General features: G+C 68.5%; 18 protein-coding genes and 1 pseudogene. 5 read left to right on the top strand and 14 right to left on the bottom strand.

Translation table 11 applies throughout. From position 1 onward, the window contains the following. Positions 1 to 20 precede the first annotated feature (20 nt). From G1H10_RS15400 to G1H10_RS34555, 3 genes are all read right to left on the bottom strand, one after another. The gene (locus tag G1H10_RS15400; RefSeq protein WP_174264396.1) at positions 21 to 749 is read right to left on the bottom strand and encodes an SDR family NAD(P)-dependent oxidoreductase; all 729 of its coding nucleotides are present in this window, start codon (positions 747 to 749) and stop codon (positions 21 to 23) included. A 76-nt stretch (positions 750 to 825) separates the two neighbouring features. Further along, the gene (locus tag G1H10_RS15395; protein ID WP_163739334.1) at positions 826 to 2,040 is read right to left on the bottom strand and encodes a cation:proton antiporter; all 1,215 of its coding nucleotides are present in this window, start codon (positions 2,038 to 2,040) and stop codon (positions 826 to 828) included. Positions 2,041 to 2,057: 17 nt separating this feature from the next. Continuing rightward, the gene (locus G1H10_RS34555) at positions 2,058 to 2,552 is read right to left on the bottom strand and encodes a cation:proton antiporter regulatory subunit (RefSeq protein ID WP_163739332.1); all 495 of its coding nucleotides are present in this window, start codon (positions 2,550 to 2,552) and stop codon (positions 2,058 to 2,060) included. Between G1H10_RS34555 and G1H10_RS35045 the strand changes: the two are divergent. Continuing rightward, positions 2,473 to 3,006: pseudogene (locus G1H10_RS35045) on the top strand (Uma2 family endonuclease); the annotation flags it as partial. The gene G1H10_RS34555 and the pseudogene G1H10_RS35045 overlap by 80 nt on opposite strands. Before the next feature lie 83 nt (positions 3,007 to 3,089). Then, complete coding sequence (locus G1H10_RS32145; RefSeq protein ID WP_174264381.1) at positions 3,090 to 3,299, top strand: hypothetical protein; 210 nt, start codon at positions 3,090 to 3,092, stop codon at positions 3,297 to 3,299. A 73-nt stretch (positions 3,300 to 3,372) separates the two neighbouring features. Here the strand turns inward: G1H10_RS32145 and G1H10_RS15380 are convergent, their stop codons facing one another. The 7 genes from G1H10_RS15380 to G1H10_RS15350 all read right to left on the bottom strand — a co-directional run bounded on the left by G1H10_RS15380 (position 3,373) and on the right by G1H10_RS15350 (position 13,817). Further along, a complete protein-coding gene (locus tag G1H10_RS15380) occupies positions 3,373 to 5,943 on the bottom strand; it encodes a beta-galactosidase (protein WP_163739328.1) in 2,571 nt (856 codons plus the stop codon). Positions 5,944 to 5,954: 11 nt separating this feature from the next. Beyond that, positions 5,955 to 7,466, bottom strand: coding sequence for a glucoamylase family protein (locus G1H10_RS15375; protein WP_163739326.1), 1,512 nt, complete (start codon positions 7,464 to 7,466; stop codon positions 5,955 to 5,957). A 35-nt stretch (positions 7,467 to 7,501) separates the two neighbouring features. Then, positions 7,502 to 9,349 (bottom strand): GH39 family glycosyl hydrolase, encoded by a 1,848-nt coding sequence (locus G1H10_RS15370; RefSeq protein WP_163739324.1) that lies wholly within the window; start codon positions 9,347 to 9,349, stop codon positions 7,502 to 7,504. A gap of 85 nt (positions 9,350 to 9,434) precedes the next feature. Then, positions 9,435 to 10,334 carry a carbohydrate ABC transporter permease gene (locus G1H10_RS15365; protein WP_163739322.1) on the bottom strand — a complete coding sequence of 300 codons (900 nt, stop codon included), beginning with the start codon at positions 10,332 to 10,334 and terminating at the stop codon, positions 9,435 to 9,437. Then, positions 10,331 to 11,323: a carbohydrate ABC transporter permease gene (locus tag G1H10_RS15360; RefSeq protein ID WP_163739320.1), complete on the bottom strand. Its 993-nt coding sequence runs from the start codon at positions 11,321 to 11,323 to the stop codon at positions 10,331 to 10,333. Before G1H10_RS15360 ends, G1H10_RS15365 begins: the two co-directional genes overlap by 4 nt. Before the next feature lie 4 nt (positions 11,324 to 11,327). Beyond that, positions 11,328 to 12,569, bottom strand: a complete 1,242-nt coding sequence (locus G1H10_RS15355) for a sugar ABC transporter substrate-binding protein (protein ID WP_163739317.1) — start codon at positions 12,567 to 12,569, stop codon at positions 11,328 to 11,330. Between the two features lie 138 nt (positions 12,570 to 12,707). Further along, positions 12,708 to 13,817 carry a LacI family DNA-binding transcriptional regulator gene (locus G1H10_RS15350; RefSeq protein WP_163739315.1) on the bottom strand — a complete coding sequence of 370 codons (1,110 nt, stop codon included), beginning with the start codon at positions 13,815 to 13,817 and terminating at the stop codon, positions 12,708 to 12,710. A 137-nt stretch (positions 13,818 to 13,954) separates the two neighbouring features. Between G1H10_RS15350 and G1H10_RS15345 the strand changes: the two genes are divergently transcribed. Then, entirely contained in the window at positions 13,955 to 14,437 is a 483-nt protein-coding gene (locus tag G1H10_RS15345; protein ID WP_163739313.1) for an NUDIX hydrolase, read from the top strand. A 52-nt stretch (positions 14,438 to 14,489) separates the two neighbouring features. Here G1H10_RS15345 and G1H10_RS15340 read toward each other — a convergent pair whose 3' ends face one another. Both G1H10_RS15340 and G1H10_RS15335 read right to left on the bottom strand, forming a co-directional pair. Next, positions 14,490 to 14,693 carry a hypothetical protein gene (locus G1H10_RS15340; protein WP_163739311.1) on the bottom strand — a complete coding sequence of 68 codons (204 nt, stop codon included), beginning with the start codon at positions 14,691 to 14,693 and terminating at the stop codon, positions 14,490 to 14,492. Positions 14,694 to 14,903: 210 nt separating this feature from the next. Further along, positions 14,904 to 15,923, bottom strand: a complete 1,020-nt coding sequence (locus G1H10_RS15335) for a hypothetical protein (RefSeq protein ID WP_163739309.1) — start codon at positions 15,921 to 15,923, stop codon at positions 14,904 to 14,906. A 149-nt stretch (positions 15,924 to 16,072) separates the two neighbouring features. On the opposite strand from G1H10_RS15335, the gene G1H10_RS15330 reads away from it, so the two are divergent. Next, positions 16,073 to 16,822, top strand: coding sequence for a maleylpyruvate isomerase family mycothiol-dependent enzyme (locus G1H10_RS15330; RefSeq protein WP_163739307.1), 750 nt, complete (start codon positions 16,073 to 16,075; stop codon positions 16,820 to 16,822). 9 nt (positions 16,823 to 16,831) lie between these two features. Here the strand turns inward: G1H10_RS15330 and G1H10_RS15325 are convergent, their stop codons facing one another. After that, a complete protein-coding gene (locus tag G1H10_RS15325; RefSeq protein WP_163739305.1) occupies positions 16,832 to 19,267 on the bottom strand; it encodes a glycoside hydrolase family 95 protein in 2,436 nt (811 codons plus the stop codon). Beyond that, positions 19,264 to 20,763 carry a pectinesterase family protein gene (locus G1H10_RS15320; protein ID WP_163739303.1) on the bottom strand — a complete coding sequence of 500 codons (1,500 nt, stop codon included), beginning with the start codon at positions 20,761 to 20,763 and terminating at the stop codon, positions 19,264 to 19,266. The genes G1H10_RS15325 and G1H10_RS15320 overlap by 4 nt, the downstream gene beginning before the upstream one ends. Before the next feature lie 316 nt (positions 20,764 to 21,079). Between G1H10_RS15320 and G1H10_RS15315 the strand changes: the two genes are divergently transcribed. Next, a complete protein-coding gene (locus G1H10_RS15315) occupies positions 21,080 to 21,718 on the top strand; it encodes a LysE family translocator (RefSeq protein WP_163739301.1) in 639 nt (212 codons plus the stop codon). The last annotated feature ends 4 nt before the right edge of the window (positions 21,719 to 21,722 follow it).

Raw genomic sequence — 21,722 nt, 5'->3', positions numbered from 1 at the left:
CGTACCGAGCGAGGCAGGCGTTACCGGCGAAGCCGCAACTCCTGCATCCCGCCGTCGACGGCCAGACTCGTGCCGGTGGTGGAGCCGGCCGCGGGCGAGACCAGATAGGCGATCGCCTCGGCGACCTCCTCGGCGCTCACCAGTCGCCCCATGGGCTGGCGCGCGTTGAGCGCGGCGCGTTCGGCCTGCGGGTCGTCGGCCTGGTCGAGCAGCCGGCCGACCCACGGCGTGTCGACGGTTCCCGGGTTCACACAGTTGACGCGGATGCCGTCGGAGACGTGGTCGGCCGCCATCGCCCGGGTGAGCGCGAGTACCGCACCCTTCGACGCGGAATACAGCGCTCGCTGCGGCAGGCCGGCGGTGGCCGCGATGGAACAGGTGTTGACCACGGCGGCGCGCGCGGAACGGCGCAGATGTGGCAGCGCGGCGGCGGTGACGCGGGCCATGCCGGTGACGTTGATGTCCAGCACCCGGGCCCACTCGTCGTCGTCGTTGTCCTCGACGGTGCCGACGGCGCCGATGCCGGCGTTGTTCACCACGATGTCGATGCCGCCGAGGGCATCGGCCGCCTGGACGACGGCGCTGCGGACGGATGCGCGGTCGGCCACGTCGCAGTAGATGCCTGTCATCGGATCCTTGACTGCACCGGGGTTCAGGTCCAGGGCTGCGACCCGAGCTCCGCCTTCACTCAACCGCTCCGCTGTGGCCAGGCCAATTCCGGAGGCGCCACCGGTCACGATCGCCGCCATACCCGCCAGGTTGCTCACGCTCGCTCCTTGAATCATCCGATGTCTGGTGGCCATGGTACCGAGTTCGGGGGCGAACTCAGCGTCCGGTGGCTCCCACTGTGCCGGGCTGAGCGCGGACCGTCGGTCCGGTGCGTCGCCGGACGGCGGCCTTGAACCGGTCGGAGTCGGGGATGCGGGCCAGCAGCGGTCCGACCACCACCGTGATCAGGACGTAGGCGGTCGCGAGCGGCGCGAGCCGGGGCTCCACCCCGGCACCCACCGCCAGGCTGGCGATCACGATGGAGAACTCCCCGCGAGGGGTCAGGCTGAACCCCGTGCGCCAGCGACCGGGAACGCCGATGCCCGCCCGCTTCGCCGCCAGATAACCCGTGCCCACCTTGGCGGCCGCGGTGACGATGACCAGGGCGAGCGCCGGCAACAGCACCGGACCGACGTCGGCCGGATCGGTCGCCAGCCCGAAGAAGACGAAGAACGCCGCCGCGAACAGGTCGCGGAGCGGGCTGAGCAGCTCGGTCGCCTGGTGGGCGACCTGCCCGGAGATGGCGATGCCCACCAGGAAGGCGCCTACGGCAGCTGAGACGTTGACCGAGTCGGCCACGCCGGCGACCAGCATGGTCAGGCCGAGCACACCGAGCAGGAGCGACTCCGCGTCCTTGGGCGAGAACAGGCGGGAGATGGTCCGGCCGTGCCGCAGCGCGAGGAAGAGGATCACGAGCACCGCGACGACGGCGATCACCAGCGTGAATGCGCCCTCGACCAGCCCGGCGCCGATCACCAACGTGGACAGGACGGGCAGATAGAACGCCATCGCCAGGTCCTCGATCACCAGGATGGAGATGATGACGGGCGTCTCCCGGTTTCCGAGCCGGCCCAGGTCGTTGAGGAGCTTCGCGATCACACCGGAGGACGAGATCCAGGTGACCCCGGCGAGCGCCACCGCCGCGACCGGACCCCACCCGAGCAGCAGCGCGAACGCCGCGCCCGGCACCGCGTTGAACAGGGCATCGATGACCCCGGACCGGGCCGACCTGCGGATGCCGGTGATGAGCTCGCTCGCCGTGTACTCCAGGCCGAGCATCGCCAGCAGGAGGATGACACCGATCTCGGCGCCGACCTCGAAGAACTCCTCGCTCGCGTCCAATGGCAGGATGCCGCCGTGGCCGAACGCGAGGCCGGTGAGCAGGTACAACGGGATCGGGGAGAGACCGATGCGCCGCGCCACCCGGGCGAGCATGCTCAACGCGAACAGCAGAGCGCCGACCTCGATGAGCAACATCGTGGTCTCGTGCACGACGGGCCGCTCCCGCCTCAGGCCGCGTCGGCGGAAATGAGCCGGCCGAGTTGGTCGAGGCCTCGCCTGGTACCGACCGCAACGACGACATCTCCGGCGCTGAGCACGTAGTCAGGGCCGGGTGAGGGCACCGCCTGGTTGCCGCGAAGCACAGCGACGATCGATACCCCGGTGCGCGTCCTGGCCTGGGTGTCCCCGAGCGGATGACCCGCATACGGGGAGTCGGCCGGGATCGAGAGCTGCTCGGTGAGCAGTCCGTCGGCGTGCTGGCGGATGTCGGCGAGCTGGCTGAGCATGATCGACGTCCCGAGGATGTCGGCCAGCGCCTCCGCCTCGTCGTCGGTCAGCGGCACCGAGGCCTTGCAGGAGTCCGGGTCTTCAGGGTCGAAGTACACCAGGTCGCGCCGGCCGTCGTGGTGCGCGACGACGCCGATGCGCTGCCCGGAGTCGGTGCTCACCTCGTGCCGCACACCGATGCCGGGGAGGTCCGTCTTCTCTACACGTACGCCCACGTCATCGAAGGTACCAGTCACCCTGCCCAGTTTGCTCCCGGCGTGCTCGACGGCAAAATCACGCATACGCAATGACAATACTCGCTACGAGCGAAATCGACTTCAAGCACAAGCAAGAACAGCTAAAGTGCTCATTGCCGGTTCGGTAACTGCGTACTGTGCGTACCGCTCGCGTAACCTGGTCCTTGTGACCGGGACGATGGACAGAGGGAGAGACGCCATGAGTGCGGCTCAGCTGTTGAGTCGTGACCCTGGTCACGGCGGGTACACGGTGGCCGATCTGCATGCGCTGCCCGAAGACGGGCCGCGCTACGAGCTGATCGACGGGAGCATCATCGTGTCCCCCTCCGCCACCATCGACCACAACCTGATCGCGCGATGGATCGCGAACACGCTTGAAGAGTCGAACCCAGGTGGCGCGTGCGTGGTCGGCAGTGACCAGTCGACGACGGTCGACGATCACAACGAGCCGCGGCTGCGGGATACCGAGACCAAACGCGCGCTCTACGCCCGCGCGGGTGCCCGTCATACTGGATCGTGGTCCCGGAGGACGACTCACCGACCATCGCGCTGGCGGAGCTCGTCCTCGACGATCGGACCCGGCAGTACGCCTACCGTACGCACTACACGACGGACATCTTCACCACCGACCGGCCCTGGCCCACCACCATCGACCTTCCTGCGCTCACCTCCCGCCGTGAGAAGCTCATGCGGCTCGCTGAAGAGCAGGAGCGTGACGACGCCTAGGCCCTCTGCCGAGCGCGCGTCCCGGCGAGAGTCCCGGCGTCAACCTCCGCGGCATCGGGATGTGGATGGCGAACTACGCGGCGCGGACGGTGAACTCGCGGCACTCCGTGCGGATCCGGGTGCGTCGTTCATCGCCCCGCCCGGTCCGGGTCACCTCTGCGCCCCGGGCGGTGGCGTTGCCGCGTACGACGACGGTCGCCTCGCCGCCCAAGGAACGGAACCGGATCTGGCGGTCGCCGACCTCGACGGGCTCCGCGGTGGCGTAGTCGATCGTCAGGCCACCGAGCGTGAGGCCGACGGGTAGCATCAGCGCGCTCTGCCCGGGCAGATGCAGCTCGTGGCCGCCGAACAGCGGTTCGCCGTCCTCTTCGGCGGTGAACGTGTCGTCGTACGTGGAGGTGTTGAACGCGTGCAGCAGCCGGCCACCGTCGTCGTCGGCGGCGGAGAGCAGGAAGACACCGGGTGTGGTGGCGGTGTGGGTGATGCCGCGTCGGATGCCGACCGCGTCGAAGACCCGTCGCCAGAACGTCAGGTCGACGATGTAGTCGGAAGCGATCACCACCGCTCGGCCGTCGCCCAGCGGCACGTCGACACCGCACGCGCCGCCGGTGCTCACCTCGCGGAGGAACACGGTCGCCGACCCGCCGGCGTCGAACAACTGCGCCCGGCCGCATCTCGTCTCGGGCAGCGGTTCCGCCCATTCGTGGGCGGTGACCGACGGGTAGAAACCGGGAGCCCCGGTGATCGTGTCGGTGACCTTCAAGCCGAGGGCATCGGCCAGCACCGTGCTCTCCCGTGCCGCCATGTCCGTCACCGGCAGCTTCCCGGCGAGCAGCAGCGAGCCGCCGGCCTCGACGTAACGCACCAGCCGCTCCTGCACTTCGGTGCCGAGATGCTCGGCACCGGCCAGGGCCAGCACCGGCCGCTCGTGTGGATCCAGGTCGGCCGCCTGCAGGTCGACGCTGTCGAAGCGGACGTTGGCGAACAGCATCGCCCTGGCCAGCGACCCTCCGCGTGGTCCGGCTCCGCGCCAGCCCTCCACATCCCGCACCACCTGTTGTGCCTGGTCGCGGCCGGGCGCCGGGTACTGGGTCAGGTAATGGTCGGGAACGAATCCGAGCGTCACCGGGTCGTGCTCCGGGCGCATCACCGCCAACGTGTCGCGCAGCGCACTCACCGCCGCGACCGCCGTGCGGGTCGGTTCGAAACTGAGATTGCGCTCGCCTTCGGGCGTGACCGGGGCGTTGAAGCCGTGCCGTTCGCCGGTGGTGCCGATCCGCTCGTTGCCGTCGCCGACCGGCTCGTCCAGCGGCGGATTGAACCCGCCGGAGAACAGGTAGTAATTGATCAGCCGGGTCCCCTGGGCGACGCACATGCGGGTCTTGAGGTCCGGCGCCGACGGGTCGAACGCCACCTCCAGCGCCTGCCCGTAGTCGCCGTGTCCGGCGTCGAACTCCAGGCAGGTCAGCGGCTGATCGTCGTCGTTGGTGGCGTCGGTGAAGGCGTTGATCAGATAGAGATCCGGCGCGTTGCGCTGGTCCAGTTCGCCCAGGTACATGTCGACGCCGGAGATCATCCCGTCGACCCCGGAATAGGTCTGCATCAACTGGCTGACGCCGATCGGGTACCGCTCGCCACGCCCACCCGAGGTGCCGTGGATGTTGATGATGAAGGGGACCCCGGTCACCCCGGACGCTTCGGCGTAGGAGCGGAGCTCGGCGGCATAGCGCGCGAACCTTCCCCGGGTGTAGCGGCCCAGGTCGTGCATGAGCGCGGCGGCGTAGGAGTCGTCGGGGGACTGGATCGCCTCGTCGCGCTCCTCCCGCGAGCCGTCGGCGAACGGGTAACGGTCGGCGAGGTCGTCGCCGTACTCATCGTCCAGCCAGGCGTTGAACTCCGCCAGCAGGTGCTCGGTGAAGTCCGGCGCGTTGGCGACCCAGGAGATCATCCCGATCTCGTTGTCCAGCTGGACGGCGATGACGCCGGGCCGTCCGGGACGGTGCAGCCGGTCGGCGATCACCGGCATGACCGCCGTGTACCAGCGTTCCGCCTCGGCCAGGAACGACGGGGCAAGGTAGTCGAGGGTGGGTGCCGCCGTCTCGCCGCCGTCCCAGCCGGTCGGCACGGCGTCCGGATGGTCCGCATAGACCCGATGCGGGATGCCGTTGTTCTTGGTCTCGGCCATGATGAACGGGCCGGGGCGCGGGATGACATGGAAGCCGTTGTCCATGCAGAGGTCGATGAATGCGCCCAGGTCGCGCTCCGGCTTCGTCTCGCCGGCGACGTCGATGGTGCCGTCCGGGAGTTCGTGCCAGAGCCACGGGACATATGTCGCGATCGTATCGAGTCCGGCGGCCTTCGCCTGGTCGAGGCGGGACTGCCAGTCGTCCCGTTCGAGCCGGAAGTAGTGGATCTCGCCGGCCAGCACCAGGGCGGGTGCGCCGTCGATCAGCAGCCGTTTCTTCGCGTAGCCGACGGCGGGCTGCGTGCCGTCGTCCGGGCTCGAGGTGTGGACCGGGCCGCCGCGGGCGGCAGCGGCCTGGCCGGAGGCGACGCCCGGCGCATGCAGGTCGAGACCGGCTCCGGCAGCTGTCGCCAGGCTCGCGGTGAGGACGGTCCGGCGGGTCGGGGTGAATGGACTCATCGCGGCCTCCTTCAGGCGATGCCGAAGTTCTCGCGGGCCAGCAGCGGCCGCAGCCGACGGGCGAACGCCCCGGTACGGAACGGTCGCTGCAGCAGTCCGGGTTTGAGCACCTGCGCGATCGCGGCGGTGATCATCCCCTGGTCCAGGGAGAGCATGCGGTCGCTGACATGTCCGGTGCCGACGTTGACCGAGTCGTAGAACCCGTAGCCGTCCTCGTAGGCGTCGAAGTCACGGGCGATCCGCTTCAGGTTGCCGATCGCCTCGCTCCCGAGGAACGGCATGGCCAGGAAGGCCGCGTGCGGGGTCACCACACCGTTGGTGTACGCCGACGGCGGCGGCGGTTCCTCGCCGTACGGCACGTAGGTGCGGTCGGTGTTGGAGCAGTACCCGGTCGGGGAGATGCCCAGCCACTGCACCCCGTACTCCTGGTAGCCGCCCTCGGGCACGTTGCACGGGGAGAACCCCCAGTAGCCGTACTCCGCCTCGTGCAAGCCATGCTCGAGCTGGCCGAGCGCGAACCGCCGGTGGTTGAGTTTCCAGGATCGCGGCGACCACTCGTAGTCCGGAACGAAGAGCGGCGGCATCAGCGCCCCGAACATGGAGCCGCCCCAGTTCGGCACCACCTTGCGGCCGCGGTAGACGTAGTGGCCGCGGAACATCTCGACTCCGTCGACGGTGACCCACTCGCCGCCCGGCGGCATCTCCTGCTCCCAGTCCGGCGGGAACGTGCGGTACGTGCGCCAGTAATGGTCCGTGGGGACCGTCCCGTCGCCGAGGGCGAGCAGGCTCGCGATCCGGGTCTCGGAGTTCAGCGCTCCGTAGAAGTTGCCGGTGAAGGCGTCTTCGTCGACGTTGAACCCGGTGCTCATGTGGCCGGGGTTGGCGCCGGGGTCGTCGGCGTCATACGGGACGTAGAAGAACGACCAGTCGACGTCCTTGCGCAGCCGCGCGATCCGGCCGCGCAGCGACGGCTCGGCATCGGCGGCGATCCGCAGCCCGACGTCGAACCAGCCGTTGTCCACCGAGGACAGGAACTTGCGGACCGGGTCGCCGCTGCCGGGCCACTCCTGAAGCACCTCGCCGGTGAATGCGTCGTACCAGTTGAACCAGAAGCCGTGCTCCCGGTCGAGCTGTTCGATCGCGGTGAGCGTGCGATCGAGCCGGCGGCGCATCTGCTCTCCGCTGATCACGCCGAGCCCGGCCGCCGCGACGGTCGACCACAACCCGCAGCCGATGTTGGTGGTGGAGGTGTTGACGGTGGGCACCGGCGCGCCGTCGCCGCTGAGGTCGATGTTGTCCGCCGGCAGGCCGAATTCGGTGACCATCGCCTCGATCGAACGGTAGGTGTCGGCGAACCAGGACAGCAGGATTTCCTCGGTGTCGCCACCGGTGCGTCGTGCCGCCGATGCGGTGCCGGTGCCGAGCGCGACCGGGCCCGCCGTGCCGGTGCCGGTGCCGAGCGCGACCGCGCCCGCGGCGCCGGCGGCTCCGGTCAGGGTCTTGAGAAAGGTGCGTCGATCCATCGGTGAACCTCCGGGGTGACGGGAATCGAACAGGGTTAACGACGGGTGAGTCTGATCGCCCGGATGCCGGGCATGGGCAACGCAAAGGTGACGCTCGCGGTACCGGTGGCGCCGACGGTGAGGTCGTCCAGCTGCTCCGGGGGCAGTTCGTCGGCGGCGTGCAGCTTCTCCCACTGCCGCTCGTCCGGCCATGCACCGCCGCCGAGGTCGTCCCAGACGGCCTGGATGTTGCCGTGGGTCTGATCGACGCGGTACGAGGTCGCCTCATACGTCGCACCCGGCGCGAGCCCGTTCACGGTGACCGTGACGGTGCGGTTCAGCGCCGCCGCGCCGTCGATCTTGGTCTGATCGAGTGTGCCGTTCCAGACCAGCACGTCGACGGCGGTGTGCTCCGGCGTCCGGGTGGCCAGCGCCTCGACCAGAGCCTCCGCCCCGTCGCCGGTGGCCGTAGCCGGGATCCGCCCGCCCCGCAGCTCGGACAGCAGGAGCAGCGCCCAGAACCGGGGTTTGCGCAGGTTGCCGACGGTCAGCAGGCCGAACCCGCCGTGGAAGAGCCGCTGCGGCCAGCCGAGTTCCTCGAAGTGGTCGGTGGCGACCCAGTAGGCCAGACAGTCGGTCGTCTCCAGCGCGGATTTCATCCCGTGCAGCACGAAAGGTGCGGCGAAGACAGAGTCGCTGACCCGGTGAAAGTGGGTGGGCGTCACGCCCCACTCCGTCCATAGGATCTCCGGTTCCTTCCGTCCCGTCTTCTCGGCGAATGAGCGGGCCAACGGCCGGAAGTCGAGCGGTGCGTTGCCGTAGGTGTGGGTGGACACGAAGTCGATCGGCACGTCGTGTTCGCGGCAGTGCTCCAGCAGCGGACCGACCCAGCCGGCGGCCGCGGACCCGGGACCCCCGACCCTGATGCGCGGGTCGACGCTCTTCACGGCGCGCGCCGCGACCTCGTAGAGCCGGTGGTAGTCGGACTGTGTGCCGTTCCAGAACACTTCGAGGTTGGCCTCGTTCCACACCTCGAACTCCCAGCCGGCCACCTCGTCGGCGCCGTAGCGATCGCGCAGGTGGATCGTGAGGTCGCGGCACAGGTCGCCCCAGCGCTCCCAGTCGCGGGGAACGGAGGCGATGCCCTGGTAGCCGAAGACGGTGTAGGACGGGTCGGCGGCCAGCTCCGCGGGCATGAACGACAGTTCGACGACGGGCGTCAACCCGATGCCGAGCAACCGGTCGTAGACCTCGTCCAGACCGGAGAAGTCGAAGCGGCCGTCGTCGCGGACGGTGACGCATTCCGGCAGGAACGTGCCATGCGCTCGCACGGACCGCACGCCGATCTCGTCTCGCATGAGGCGCAACGCGGCCGCGTATTCTGCGGCTACATCCGTTCCGCCGGGACCGTCACCGTCCCATGTCAGCAACGAGAGGTGTTCCGCGCCGATCATGCGTCGCCAGACGTCCGGAAGCGGCTGAGGATCTGCCACCGCGTCGACGATCACGTGGGTGGTCGGCGTGGAGTCCCCGGGCGCCGTCGCGACGCCGTCGACGGTTTCTGGGGAGAGTTCGCCGGCGCCCCCGTCGGACCAGCTGGCCACCTTGTACCAGTAGCGCCGGCCCGGCTCGAGGAGCGTGTCCGCGTATGGCGGACGCGGAACCGCCAGCACGTCGCCACCGCGGTGGTCGAGCGGTTCGAACGGGCCGGTCGGCGAGTCCGCCCGATACACCAGATACCCGAGTGCGCCGTCGACGTGGTGCCACGCCAGCCGCACGTGTCCGGTGCCGGAGACGGCGGTCAGGCCGCTGGGTGGGGGAAGCGACCCGGTGTCCAGGCGCAGATCGCTCGGCCGTCCGATGCGTTCTTCCCAGTCGGCTCGTGCGGTGGAGTGTTCGGTCATCGAGGTACAGCCCTTCTCTCGGGTGAATGCGCTGACAGCCGATACGAGACGGACTCGCACGGAGGGTGGGCGTGGGCGAGCGGGTCTATTTCAGTCCGGCGGTGGCGATACCCTGCGTGAAGTAGCGCTGCAGGGCGATGAAGACCAGGAGAATCGGTAGCACCACCAGGAACGCCCCGGCCATGAGCATGCCGTTGGATCCCTCGGACTTGGTCGGGTCGATGGCGAAGGTGGCCAGTGCCACCGGCAGCGTGTACTTGTCCGGGTCGTTGGTGACGATCAGCGGCCACAGGAAGTTGTTCCACGAGCCCATGAAGGTGAAGATGGCCAGTGTTGCCATCGCCGGCTTCACCAGCGGCAGTATGATGCGCCAGTAGATGAACCACTCGTTGGCGCCGTCGACGCGCGCGGCGTCGATCAACTCGTCCGGGACAGAGCTGATGAACTGCCGCATCAGGAAGACGCCGAAGGCCCCGGCCGCAAAGGGCAGGATCAGCGCGGCGTAGGAGTCCAGCAGCCCGAACTGGCTCATCAAGACGAACTTCGGGATCAGCATCAGGTTCATCGGCACCATCAGGGCGCCGAGCACCAGACCGAAGACGGGGCCCTTGCCGAAGAAGTTGAGCTTGGCGAGCGCATACCCCAGCATCGAGCAGAACACCAGGTTGCCGAGCGTGACGAAGACCGCCACCAGCGTGGAGTTGAAGAAGTGCAGGGGCATGTTCAACACGTCGAGCAGGTCGCGGAAGTGCGCGAGCGTCCACTCGGTCGGGATCCATACCGGCGGCGATGCGGTGAGGTCCTCGGTCGTCTTGAACGCGGACAGCCCCATCCACAGGAACGGTGCCAACATGACCAGCAGGCCGAAGCTCAGGAGCGTGTACAGCAGCGTCTTGCGGGTCCGGTCGCGCCGGCGGAAGGCAGCGAGGGTGGCCGGGTCTCCGGTCCGCACTGCGGACGGGCGTGAGGTGTCTACGGTGCTCATCTGGTCTTGTCCCGGAGAAATCGGAGCTGGAGCAGGGTGATCGCGAGGACGATCACGAACAGCGTGTACGCCATGGCGCTCGCGTAACCCATGTGGAAGAAGTCGAAGCCTTCCCGATACATGTACAGCGACGTGGTCAGCGTGCTGTCCGCCGGCCCGCCGCCGGTCATCACGAACGGTTCCTCGAAGACGTTGAGGTAACCGATGGTGGTGATCACGGCGACGTAGAGCATGGTGGGCCGCAGCAACGGCACGGTGACCTTGCGGAACTCCTGAACCGCGCCGGCGCCGTCGATCCGTGACGCCTCCCTGACCTCCGTGGGGATCGACTGCAGGCCGGCCAGGAACAACACCATCGGGAAGCCCAGATTGCGCCAGACCGCCATCGCGATCAACGACGGCATGGCCAGCGTCGGCGAGCTGAGGAAGTCCGGCGATGTCCACCCGAACTCGGCGGCCACCCCGGCGATCAATCCGTCCCGTGGCTCGAGAACGAACCGCCAGACGACCGCGACCGCAACGATGCTGGTGACCACCGGTGTGTAGAACCCCACCCGGAAGAAGGTGCGGAACCGGTCGATCCCGGAGTTCAACAGCACGGCGGCCACCAGCCCCAGCCCGATGGTGAGCGGGACTCCGACGACGACGAAGTACGTGGTGTTGAACAGCGCGCGCCGGAACGTCTCGTCGCCGAACAGCTCGATGTAGTTGTCCAGGCCGACGAAGTCGGCCGCCAGCGGATCGGTGACGTTGCGCAGCCCGAAGTCGGTGAAGCTCATCAACAGCGACGCGACGATCGGGAAGGCCATGAAGGTGCCGAACAGCAGCAGGAACGGCGTGGAGAACAGCCAGCCCGCCAGGTGCTGCGTACCGAGCCGTCCCCGCAGCCGCGGTCGCCGGGGACGTTCGGCGGCCGCGGTCACATGGCCGTCGTTCTCCGGCGGGGGCCCGGACGAGACGTCCGAGCCGGCCGGGGTGATCGGGGCCATGCGCCTACTCCGCGAGAGGTTCGGTGGCCGCCTGCAGTTCGCCGGCCGTCTGCGCCGCGTCGGCGCCGCCGTTGGCCATCCGCTCGATCGCGACGTCGACCTCGTGCGCGAACTCGTTCCACTGCGGCATGGCCGGGACGTCACCGGCGGTTGCGAGCTGCTCTTCGAAGACGTGCAGCTGTGGGTCGCCGGCCAGCGGCTCCTCCTCCCAGGCCGCCATGTTCGCCGGCAGCGACTTGGAGATCTCGTACCAGTCCGCCTGCTTCTCCGGGCTGGTCAAGAACGAGATGAACTCCTGCGCCGCGGCCTTGTGCCGGCTCTCGGTGAACGTCACGAGGCTGGCGCCGCCCACCCAGGAGACGCTCCCGGCATCGTCGGCCGGCAGCGGGACCGCCGCCCACTTTCCCTCGAGTTCGGGGAGCGCCTCGCTGATGTTGTTCACCATCCAGGGGCCGGAGATGAACATCGGTGCGTCCCCGGAGCCGAAGTCCTGCTCGACAGTCTGGCCTGGCTGAACGCTCGTGCTGGTCAGCCCTTCGCTGAAGTAACTGGCGTACTCCTCCAGGGCCTTGGTCGCCTCCGGGCTGTCGAAGGCGGGATCGCCCTCGTCGTCCACAAGCGTGCCGCCGGCGGAGTAGAGGAACGGGAGCAGGCTCTGCCATGCGCCTTCGCCGCCGGCCGGGAGCGAGATGCCGAAGCGGCTTCCGTTCTCCTGGTAGGCGATCGCCAGCTCCTTCAGTTCCTCCCACGTCGCCGGCGGGTGGGTGGCTCCCGCCTCGTCGGCGAGGTCCGTCCGGTAGTACAGCACGCGGGTATCGACGTACCAGGGAACGCCGTACACCTCGCCGTCGACCACATTGTTCTCCCAGGCCGCGGGGAAGAAGTCATCCTGGTCGAAGGTCGAGGTGTCCACCGGCTCCAGCACGCCGAGCTCGATGAACTCACCCATCATGGTGCTGCCCATCTGGGCCATGTCGGGGAGTTCGCCGCCCGCGGCCGCGGCCACGAGCTTCTGGTGCGCCTGATCCCAGCCGACGGGGGTGACGTCGATCTGGATGCTCGGGTATTCCTGGTTGAACTCGTCCGCGACGTCCTGCAGGCGCTTGCCCTCCTCGCCCATGGCCCAGACGGTCAAGGTCTGCTCGTCCTCGGCGGACAGCTCATCACCGCCGTCGCTGCCACAGGCGGCGAAGGTCAGCGCGGGCAGGGTGCAAGCTGCCGCGACGGTACGGGCGCTACGAGACATCGGCTCCTCCTCGAGTCACGCGCTCGTGATGTAAGCGCATACATTCACACCTTGGTCGAGTAGCGCCGACCCTTCAAGGTCATCGCAGGTAACGGTTAGATAACGCCGCGCGCGGCCATGGCGAGACGGTCGGCTGTGCTATGACCCGTTCAAAGGCTGATGGTCATGCGAGACGCGGCAGCCGCAACTGGCCCGGCGAACCATGCTGACCTGGAGTAACCGCGACACCGGAGCCCGGTCGCGGTCGGCCACCCGGGCGAGTAGGAGATCGACGGCGTGCCGGCCCAGCTCCTGCATCGGCTGACGCACCGTGGTCAGCGCCGGGCGCACGAGGCGGCTGACCGAGATGTCGTCGAAGCCGGTCACCGCGATGTCCGCGGGCACGCGTAACCCTCGATGCTCCAGTTCCGGCAGTGCGCCGACGGCCATCTGATCGTTGGCGAACATCACCGCCTGCGGCCGCTCCGGGAGGGTCGCCAGCAATTCACCGATGGCGTGTCGCCCACTCGATGTCGTCAGGCCCGCGCGTATCCGCGGCTCGGCGGGGATGTCCAGACCGGCCTCGAGGTGCGCGGCCTGGAAGCCACGGAAACGGGCCTCGCCGTCGGGAGAATTCGGTGGTCCGCCGACGAACGCCAGCTTGGTGAGGCCGTGGTCGACGATGAGATGCCGGGTCATCGCGAGCTGCCCGTCGAAGTTCGCGACCTCCACGTGGTCGAGGTGATCCAGGGCGGGGTTCTCGCGCGGACCGGCCAGCATCACCACCGGCAGCCGTCGCGAGATCACCTCCAGCTCCGCGGTCGAGACGGTACCCGCAAGTACGGCTACGCCATCGACCCGGCCGGCGACATCGGCGACGGTGCTGGCCGGATCTCCGGCCACCGTGGCGGCGATGAGTAACCCGTACCCTCGCTCCCGTGCCGCGCGCTCCATGCCGCGGATCACCTCGTCGGAGTAGATCATGAGGTCCGCCTCGTCGTGGTGCGCCTCGTGGCCCAGCTCCTGCGTCTCTTCCCGATGCTCGTCGTACTGGAGGTTGTCCGGGAAGCAGAGCCCGAGGACGCCGGTGGCTCGGCTGGCCAGTCCGCGCGCGTTGCCGCTGGGTACGTAGCCGAGCGTCCGGGCCGCCGCCAGTACGCGATCGCGGGTCTCGGCGCGGACCGTGTCCGGGTTGCGGTAGACGCGGGACACGGTGGCGATGGAGACGCCCGCGTGGTTCGCGACGTCGTACACCGTCGGAGTGCTCAAGGAACCGCCTTCACATCGAGTGCTCGGTACCAGCGTAAGCGCATTCATTCGAAGACGCCGCCGGTGCTGGCCGATCGTGTCGAGGTGGGAGAAGGCCGGCGCCGTGCCGTATGGGCGGCCCCCGTAAGGTCGAGCACATGGTCGATCGGTTCCGCGTCGTCCCCGCGGCGTATGTGCTGCTCCGTCGTGAGCGAGGCGGGGCGGAGCAGGTGTGGCTGGAACTCCGGAGGAACACCGGCTACATGGATGGCTACTGGGCCGTGCCCGCCGGTCATGTCGAACACCGGGAGTCGGTGTTCGCTGCCGCGTGCCGGGAGGTGGCGGAGGAACTCGGCGTCACCGTCGCAGCGGAAGACTTGCGGCCGCTATGTGTCATGCATCGCACCGGCGGTAACGGCCTGGCGATCGATGAGCGCGTCGACTTCTTCTTCGAGTGCCGGCGCTGGGCCGGCGAACCGCACGTGGCCGAGCCGGAGAAGGCCGCCGACATGCGGTGGTTCCCGCTTGACGCACTGCCGGAGCCGATCGTGCCACATGAGTATCTGGTGATCGACCGTCTCCGCAAGGGCGATCTCCCGGCCGTGGTCAGCTTCGGCTTCGACGAGTCAGACGCGGGATGAAGATCTGGGCCCGGCCGATGCGGGCCGGGCCCAGCCTCCAGACTTCGAAGCGCTACTTGTTGCCGCGCCGACCGCGATACTTGGGTTGCGCGACCACCTGGCTGCTCCGACGCTGATCCTTCTGGAACAGTGTCGGCGCGGAGGCGTTGCCGGCCTTGCCCTTGCGCTTCGCGCGACGCTCCGCGCGATTCAGCGGCGCAGGGGCTGGCGCAGCGTCATCGGGCGTGGGCGAGTCGTTTTCGTGGGAGACAGTCATGGGGACCTCCTGAGGGTGCTCGTGAGCACTGGCCAGACCGCTACGTCTGCCATGAGCTGCGGCGAACCAGCCGATGCTCGATGGACGGCGGAATTGGCGTGGGCGCGTGACGCCGCGCGGAGACAGCGTGTGCGCGCTCAGGAGAGAATCACATGCTTGAACGTTAGCACCGTGGCCCAGTATGCGCCATGGGTTTCCGTCGCGCCTGCGCTAACACGCTCCGCGTTGCGCCGTGAGATCACACAGACCCGGCCCTCGCGCCCAGGTCAGTCCAGTCCGCGCGTTCGCACCGAACGGCCGGCGCGCCTGGACATCGGTGCTGGCGCCGGAGTCCGCCGCCAGCCAGTAGCGAAGCTCGACGGTTGCCGATCCGTCCAGGCGGATCACGTAGAACGGCGCCGCCACCGGTGAGCGCCCGCCGCCGGGCGCCGCCCACCAGGAAGCGCCCTGCGCATTCGCGGGATCGACGTAGAAGCAATCGTGCGCGGCGCCCTGATACCAGCAGCGGCGCGGCTTGGCCCCGCCATACCGTCCGATACCGTCGACGGGGGTCACCCCGTTCAGAGCCCGCTGAAACGTGTTCTCGCAGGCGCCTTGCCGGCACGCCACCCACGCTGTCCAGGCGTAGGCCCGCGCCTCTTTCCGCGTGTCGCCGCGGTTGATGGCGGTGCAGTACCGATGCACGACGTACGGCGCCAACCGGTTGGCCGCACCCTTGGTGTCCATCGCCTCGGCGGCCGTGAAGTTGGTGCCAAGCCCGGCCGAGTCCAGCTGCCACATGCCGATGCCCGGATGGAACCACAGGCCCGGTGCTCGATTCTGTGGATCGGCGAGGGTGGGCTGGGTGTCGTAGCGAGAGAGCGTCATCGGCGACGGCGCGGCTCCGGACGGCGACACCTCCGGCCACGTCATGGCGATGAGCAGGGCCGTCGCAGCCTGCGCGGAGATGTTGCAGTCGGCGTCCGCGGCCTCCGCGGCGGCGGCCTCCCGCGCGAATTCCAGCGGTTTCGCGCCGAATCGAAGCTCCTGGTCGGCCGGTACCCAGGCGTTGGCGAGCTTGAGATCCTCGGCGCTCTCCTCAGGCGACGCGGTGTCCGCGAACGTGTGGTCGACGCCTGCCGAGCCGACGGCCGCGGCGTCCGGCGACGGTGCGGCGGGCAACGTCGTCATGGCCGCCGTCGCGGCGGTGATCAGCAGGCACAGCAGCGGGCGCGGAATCTGGCGGGTCAACTGAACCCCTCCTCCTGCCAACAGGACCCTGGCACGGCGATCATGGCACAAGAGGTACTCCTCTACCAGCGGTTTCGTAGAAAGCACGGGGCAGAGGAGGTGCGGCCGCACGCGTCCGGAGCGCCCCGCCGCGAGATACGCTCGAGCCGATGACGTGGAAAGGTGCGGACGTGCCCGGACTTGGCGAGCTGTTACGTGACTGCCGGGCGGCGGGCGAGTCGTTACAGGAACTGGTGGAGAAGCTGGATGAGGCGTCGCTGCGCGCTCCGTCGATCCTCCCCGGCTGGACCCGCGGTCACGTGCTGGCGCACATCACCAACGTGGCGGACGGCGCGGCCCGCCAGGCGGAGTTCGCGGATCGGAACGAGCTCATCGAGTTCTACGACGGTGGCCGCGACGGGCGGGACGCCGCCATCGAAGCCGACGCGCACCGCTCCGTCGCCGGGCACGCCGTGGCGATCGACCAGGCGCTGGACCGTCTCGGCCGAGCGTGGCCGGCCATCGGCTCGCCCGTGTGGGACCGGCCGGTGACCTACCGTGACGGCACCTTGACGCACGTGGCGATGATGTGGTGGCGGGAGATCCGGATCCATCTGGTCGATCTGGACCTGGGCGTCGCGGCCGACAGCTGGAGCGACGGCCTCTGCCGGCACCTGCTGGACTTCCTCGCGCCGCGGTTGCCGGCGGATCGCCCGGTTGAGCTGCGGTTCGACGACGGATCCGGCTGGTCCGCGCCGGCGCGGCCGCCTACCGGAATCCCGCTGGTGATCGAGGGCGCGCTGCGAGACGTGACGCAATGGCTGGCCGGTCGGTCACCGGAACGGACGCCAGTGGCGTCCTGGGACGGGGATGCCATCACGTTGCCCGACCTGGAGCCGTGGCCGGCCGCTCGTCGGTGATCCGTGTCGTCAGCCGCCATCTTCCGAATGGCTGCCCGGCCGGAACGTCCACGGGACGCCGGCCCTCAGCGAGCAGGAGAAACGATCGGAACCGTGCTGGATCACGACGTCGGTGGCTTCCGGTGCCCGCAGGCGTGCCCACCGGAGCCGGCCGGCTGCCCAGGAGAGGTCTACATGGATACCCGGCCTGGCGACCAAGCCACGCACGGAGCCGGTGTGTAGCGCCGGCGGCAGAGCGGGGAGCAGCACGATGGCGTCGCCGTGACTGTGCAGCAGGACCTCGGCCAACGCACCGACGAAGCCCAGATTCCCATCGATCTGGAACGGCGGGTGTGCGGCGAAGAAGTTCGGATACAACCCGCCTCTTTCGCCGGCTTCCGCGCCGTCGGCCGGCCGGAACATGAGCTCCAGGAGATCCTCGACCTTTCCCGGCTGCTCGAGGCGTGCCCGCAGGGCGAGCTTCCACACCAGCGACCAGCCGGTCGAGTCGTCCCCTCGGTCGTCGAGGCTTGCGCTGATCGCGGACCTGAGGTGTGGATCCACCGGGGTGCGGCCGGGAAAAGCGAAGTACAGATGTGACAGGTGCCGGTGACCCGGTAGAGCTTGGGGAGGGTCGGCGGCCCACTCCTTGATCAGGCCGCCGGCGCCGACGGACGGGCCGGGAATGCGGTCGGCGATCCTGCGGGCGGCTTCGACGACGGGGTCAGTGGACGCGCCGACCCGTCGCGCCAGCCGATCAAGTGACGAGAACAGCTCCGCGATCAGCGAGAGGTCCATCGTCGAGGAGATGCCGGCGGAGAATCGGCCGCCGTCGGCGAGGAAGTCATTCTCGGGTGATGTCGACGGGAGCGTGGCGATCTCGCCGTTCACCTCCTGTACCCAGTCCAGATAGAACTCGGCCGCGGATCGCAGAAGCGGCCATACTCGTCGCTTCAGGACGTCCGTGTCGGCGCCGAACTCGAGCCGCTCCACCATGTGCCGCAGCAGCCACGGTCCGGCCATCGGCCAGAAACTCCATCGCGGCGGATGGAGACCGAGTCCTTCGGGCTGGGCGTATCCCCACGCGTCGGTGTTGTGGTGGACTACCCAGCCACGAGCCTGGTAAAGGTCCCGGGCCACCTGACGTCCGGTACGGGACAGCGCCTCGATCAGGTCGAACAGGGGCTCGGAACACTCCGCGAGGTCCGCGGTCTCGGCACCCCAGTAATTCATCTCGAGGTTGATGTTCGTCGTGTACTTCGAGCTCCATGGAGGTAGCAGGTCGGCGTTCCAGATCCCCTGCAGGGTGGCCGGCAGCCGCGCGCCGTACGAGCTGGTGATCAACAAGTAGCGTCCATAGTGGAACAACAGAGACACCAGATCAGGCGCACGTTCGAGCACACCGCCCGGGTGCGCCGCCGCCTCGAGCAGGCGATCATACGGCGGATCGCCGGCTGTGGTGTCCGGCACGGATTCGGCGTCCGGCACGGATTCGGTGAGATCCATCTCGACCCGGTCGTACAGCCGGCGGTGGTCTGCCTCATGCCGCCGCCAGACCTCGTCCACCTGCGACGACGCCACGCCATCGAGAATCGTCCGTGCGCGGCGCGCGGCGTCGTCGTCGGTTCCGGCGGGCGGCTCGGCGATGCCGGCGAATGTGGTGGACGCCGCTAGCGCGAGCACGACCGACCCGGATCCGCTGACGGCGATCGCGTCGCCGTCCTGTGCGCCCCGAATTCCGCCTGGCCCGGTGGGGCCGTCGAGGCCCGGTTCGAGGGCGCGCACGGCCACTGCCCCGCGCAACGCCTCGCCGGCGTGGTCGCTGTATTCGATGGCGTGGTCGCGGGTGTCCGGACGGCGGCAGATGTCGGACGGCATCGCCGTGCGCAACTCCGCATGCCCCGGCGCCGGCGAAGCGGCGATCGTCCGCAGCTGCGTGGTCAACTCGGCCCGGACCTGCACCGGGCACACCGGGTCGCAGTCCACACGGATGACAAGGACCTGGTCCGGCCGCGAGACGAAGGACCGGATGCGGACCGTCACGTCGCCCCGCCGGTAGGTCAGTGTGTGGGTCGCGCTCCGGAGGTCCAACTCGCGGCGGATGCCGGTGGCGCGTTCATGTCCGTCGAGGTGTGGGAGCTGAACGTCGAGGAGGAGATCGGCGAGCGGCAGATACGTCTGCGCGAAGCGGTGCTGGAGAACCGTGAGGCGTTTCTCCGCCGTCGCGTAGTCGCCCGAGCGCAACGCACGCCGCGCATCGGTCAGCGCCCGTGCAGCCGTCGCGCTCGATGGCCGTGGCTCTCGCGTATTGCTCGCCACCGAACCCGACCATGCGGTCTCGTGGTTGATCTGGATGAGCTCTCGGCCGGGGCGCCCGAATACCATCGCGCCCAGGCTCCCGTTGCCGAGCGGAAGTGCCTCCGTCCAGAGCTGAGCGGGCCGGCGTGACCATATGAGGTGACTCATGTCGCCGCCTGGTTCGTCCGCCACATCCGGTCGCCGACGAACCGGACGTTGTCGAATGTCACCCGGTCGCCGGTACTGCGCGCCGCGATCGCGTCGCCGTCGCCGTCATATGTGTTCTCGATGGTGAGGTCGGCGATGGTGACATCGTCGGCGAGGACCCAGAACGTGGGGCTTCCGTTCACGCCGTGCGTCCCGCCGTAGAACGTCTCCTGATCGACGCCGAAGCCGTAGCTGATCACCACGTCGTCGGGGTCTGAGGATGTACCACGGATGGTGACGTTGGACATATCCGTCCAGACACGGACCTGCTCGTCGTAGCGACCTGGTTCGACTTCGATCGTGATGTGGTCCGGGTGGTTCGGCGGCAGGGCCCCAAGAGCACCCTGGAGGCTGGCGTAGTCTCCGTCGCCGTCCAGGGAGACCGTGATGACGTCGGGCACTCGTGGCGGACGCTTTCCTCTCGGCCCGGCATGTCGGGCGACGACGCTCGGCACTGTCTCGGCGGGGTCGGCGGCGTATTCGTAGAACGAGGCCGGCTCGAACGCGTCTCCGGCCGAGTCGATGCGTCCCCACACGCCGTCGAAGACGTTGCCGCGCTCGACCAGCTCCGATTCTGGTTCCTTGGTCACGAGCGGATCAACGACGTCGGAGAAGTAATTGTGCTCGGCGACGACTTTCGCGGCGTTGCGGCTCATCGCTCCGTATTGGCTGATGCCGTCGAAGTAGTTGTTGTACAGGTGGGCGGCCGCGGTGTTGTCGATGCTGGGATTGCGCTGGTGAGTGTTCCGGAACCAGTTGTGGTGGATCGTCACCTTGGTCACGACGTTGTCTGTCCAGCCGATCCCGAACGTCTTGTTGTGGTCGGCGATGACGTTCCAGGAGACCGTGACGTAATCACTGTCCTTTCGAAGGTCGACGATGCCGTCACCGTGCCGACGGAACTCATTGTGGTCGATCCAGACGTGGTGCGAGGTGTCCACCCGGATCGCGTCGTTGTCGTTGTCCGGGAGCTTGCCGTCCCAGTCACCGGGGACGTAAGAGTCACGAAAAGTGAGGTTGCGGATGATCACGTTCTCGACGTGGTCCAAGAAGAACCCGCCCCCGACGATCTCCGCCCGGGGCCCGATGCCGATGATCGACTTGTCGGACCGAACCTTGACCAGGTGGCCGAGCGGCTCCAGATCGACCGTGCCGGCTACCTGGATGATGTACGGTTCCTCGGCCTCCGCGTAACGCACCAGTTCCTCTTGATTTCGCACGGTGACTCGTTCGCCGCCCGCGCCTCCGGTGGTTCCGTCCTGGCCGAGCGCTTCCAGCGAGGCGAATCCGACCGGTCCCTCGGCCCATGGTTCGGCCGTGGTAGGGGGTGATGCGGCGCTGTCCGCACCTGGGCGTGCGGATGTGTCGACGGTCGCCGTGGCGGTGGCCAGGGCTGACAGGGTGAGTGCTGAGGCTGTGAGGGCGGCGAGAGCTGATCGGTGGCGGGCGAGGGTCATCCTTGGGCCTCCATGCCTTCCTGGTTCCGCTGCGGCTGGCTCTGCGTGGAGATCGGGGAAGGGGCATTACGGGAAAGCGGTTCCCAGGATCGTGCCAAGATCTTTTATCGCTGTCAAACATGTGTGCATCACTTGAGCTTCATGGCAGTGACGAAACTGCAGGCAGGCCCCTTGTAATGTGAATCTCGGGGTTGCGTGACGTTGCGCCGAACGGCGGGAATCGGTTTCTCGCCGCTTCGCGCCACCGCTCCAGAACGGGCGCGGATCCCATGCCGGAGAACGCGTGGGGAGCAGGGACCTCGCTAGAGTGGACGCCATGCCGTCGCTCGAGCACCTGCTGGCGTTTGCTGTCGCCTCGTTCGTGATCATCATCATCCCAGGGCCGAGTGTGTTGTTCGTGGTCAGCCGCGCGTTGGCCTATGGCCGGCGGGCCGCCCTGATCTCTGTGGCCGGCGGCACGACGGGCTCATTCGTCCTCGCCATGACGGTGGCGCTCGGCGTTGGCGCGATCGTTCAGGCGTCGGCCGTGGCGTTCACGACGATGAAGCTCGTCGGGGCCGCGTACCTGGTCTACCTGGGCGTTCGGGCCGTCCAGCAGCGTCACCGGCTCAGGGCCGCGTTCGAAGCCCGGATCAGCGTGGTCGGCGATCGTCGAACCTGGTGGGAGGGGTTCGTCGTCGGCGTGACGAACCCCAAGACGGCGGTCTTCTTCGCCGCCGTGCTGCCGCAGTTCGTCGATCGCTCGGCGGGGCATGCGGGGTTGCAGATGGTGGCTCTGAGCGTGGTTTTCGCGGTGATCGCCCTGACCTTGGATTCGGTCTGGGGGCTGGCGGCGGGCACGGTTCGGACCTGGTTCGCCCGATCCGCACGCAGGCTGGATCTGGTCGGTGGTGCGGCCGGACTGACGATGGTCGGGCTCGGCGTCGGTGTCGCTCTGACCGGACGCAAGGACTGACCCA

It is taken from the genome of Phytoactinopolyspora halotolerans (genome assembly GCF_010550675.1).
Classification (GTDB): Bacteria; Actinomycetota; Actinomycetes; order Jiangellales; family Jiangellaceae; genus Phytoactinopolyspora; species Phytoactinopolyspora halotolerans.
The sequence above is the reverse complement of the archived record's forward strand: the minus strand, read 5'-3'. Positions and strand labels throughout refer to the sequence as shown.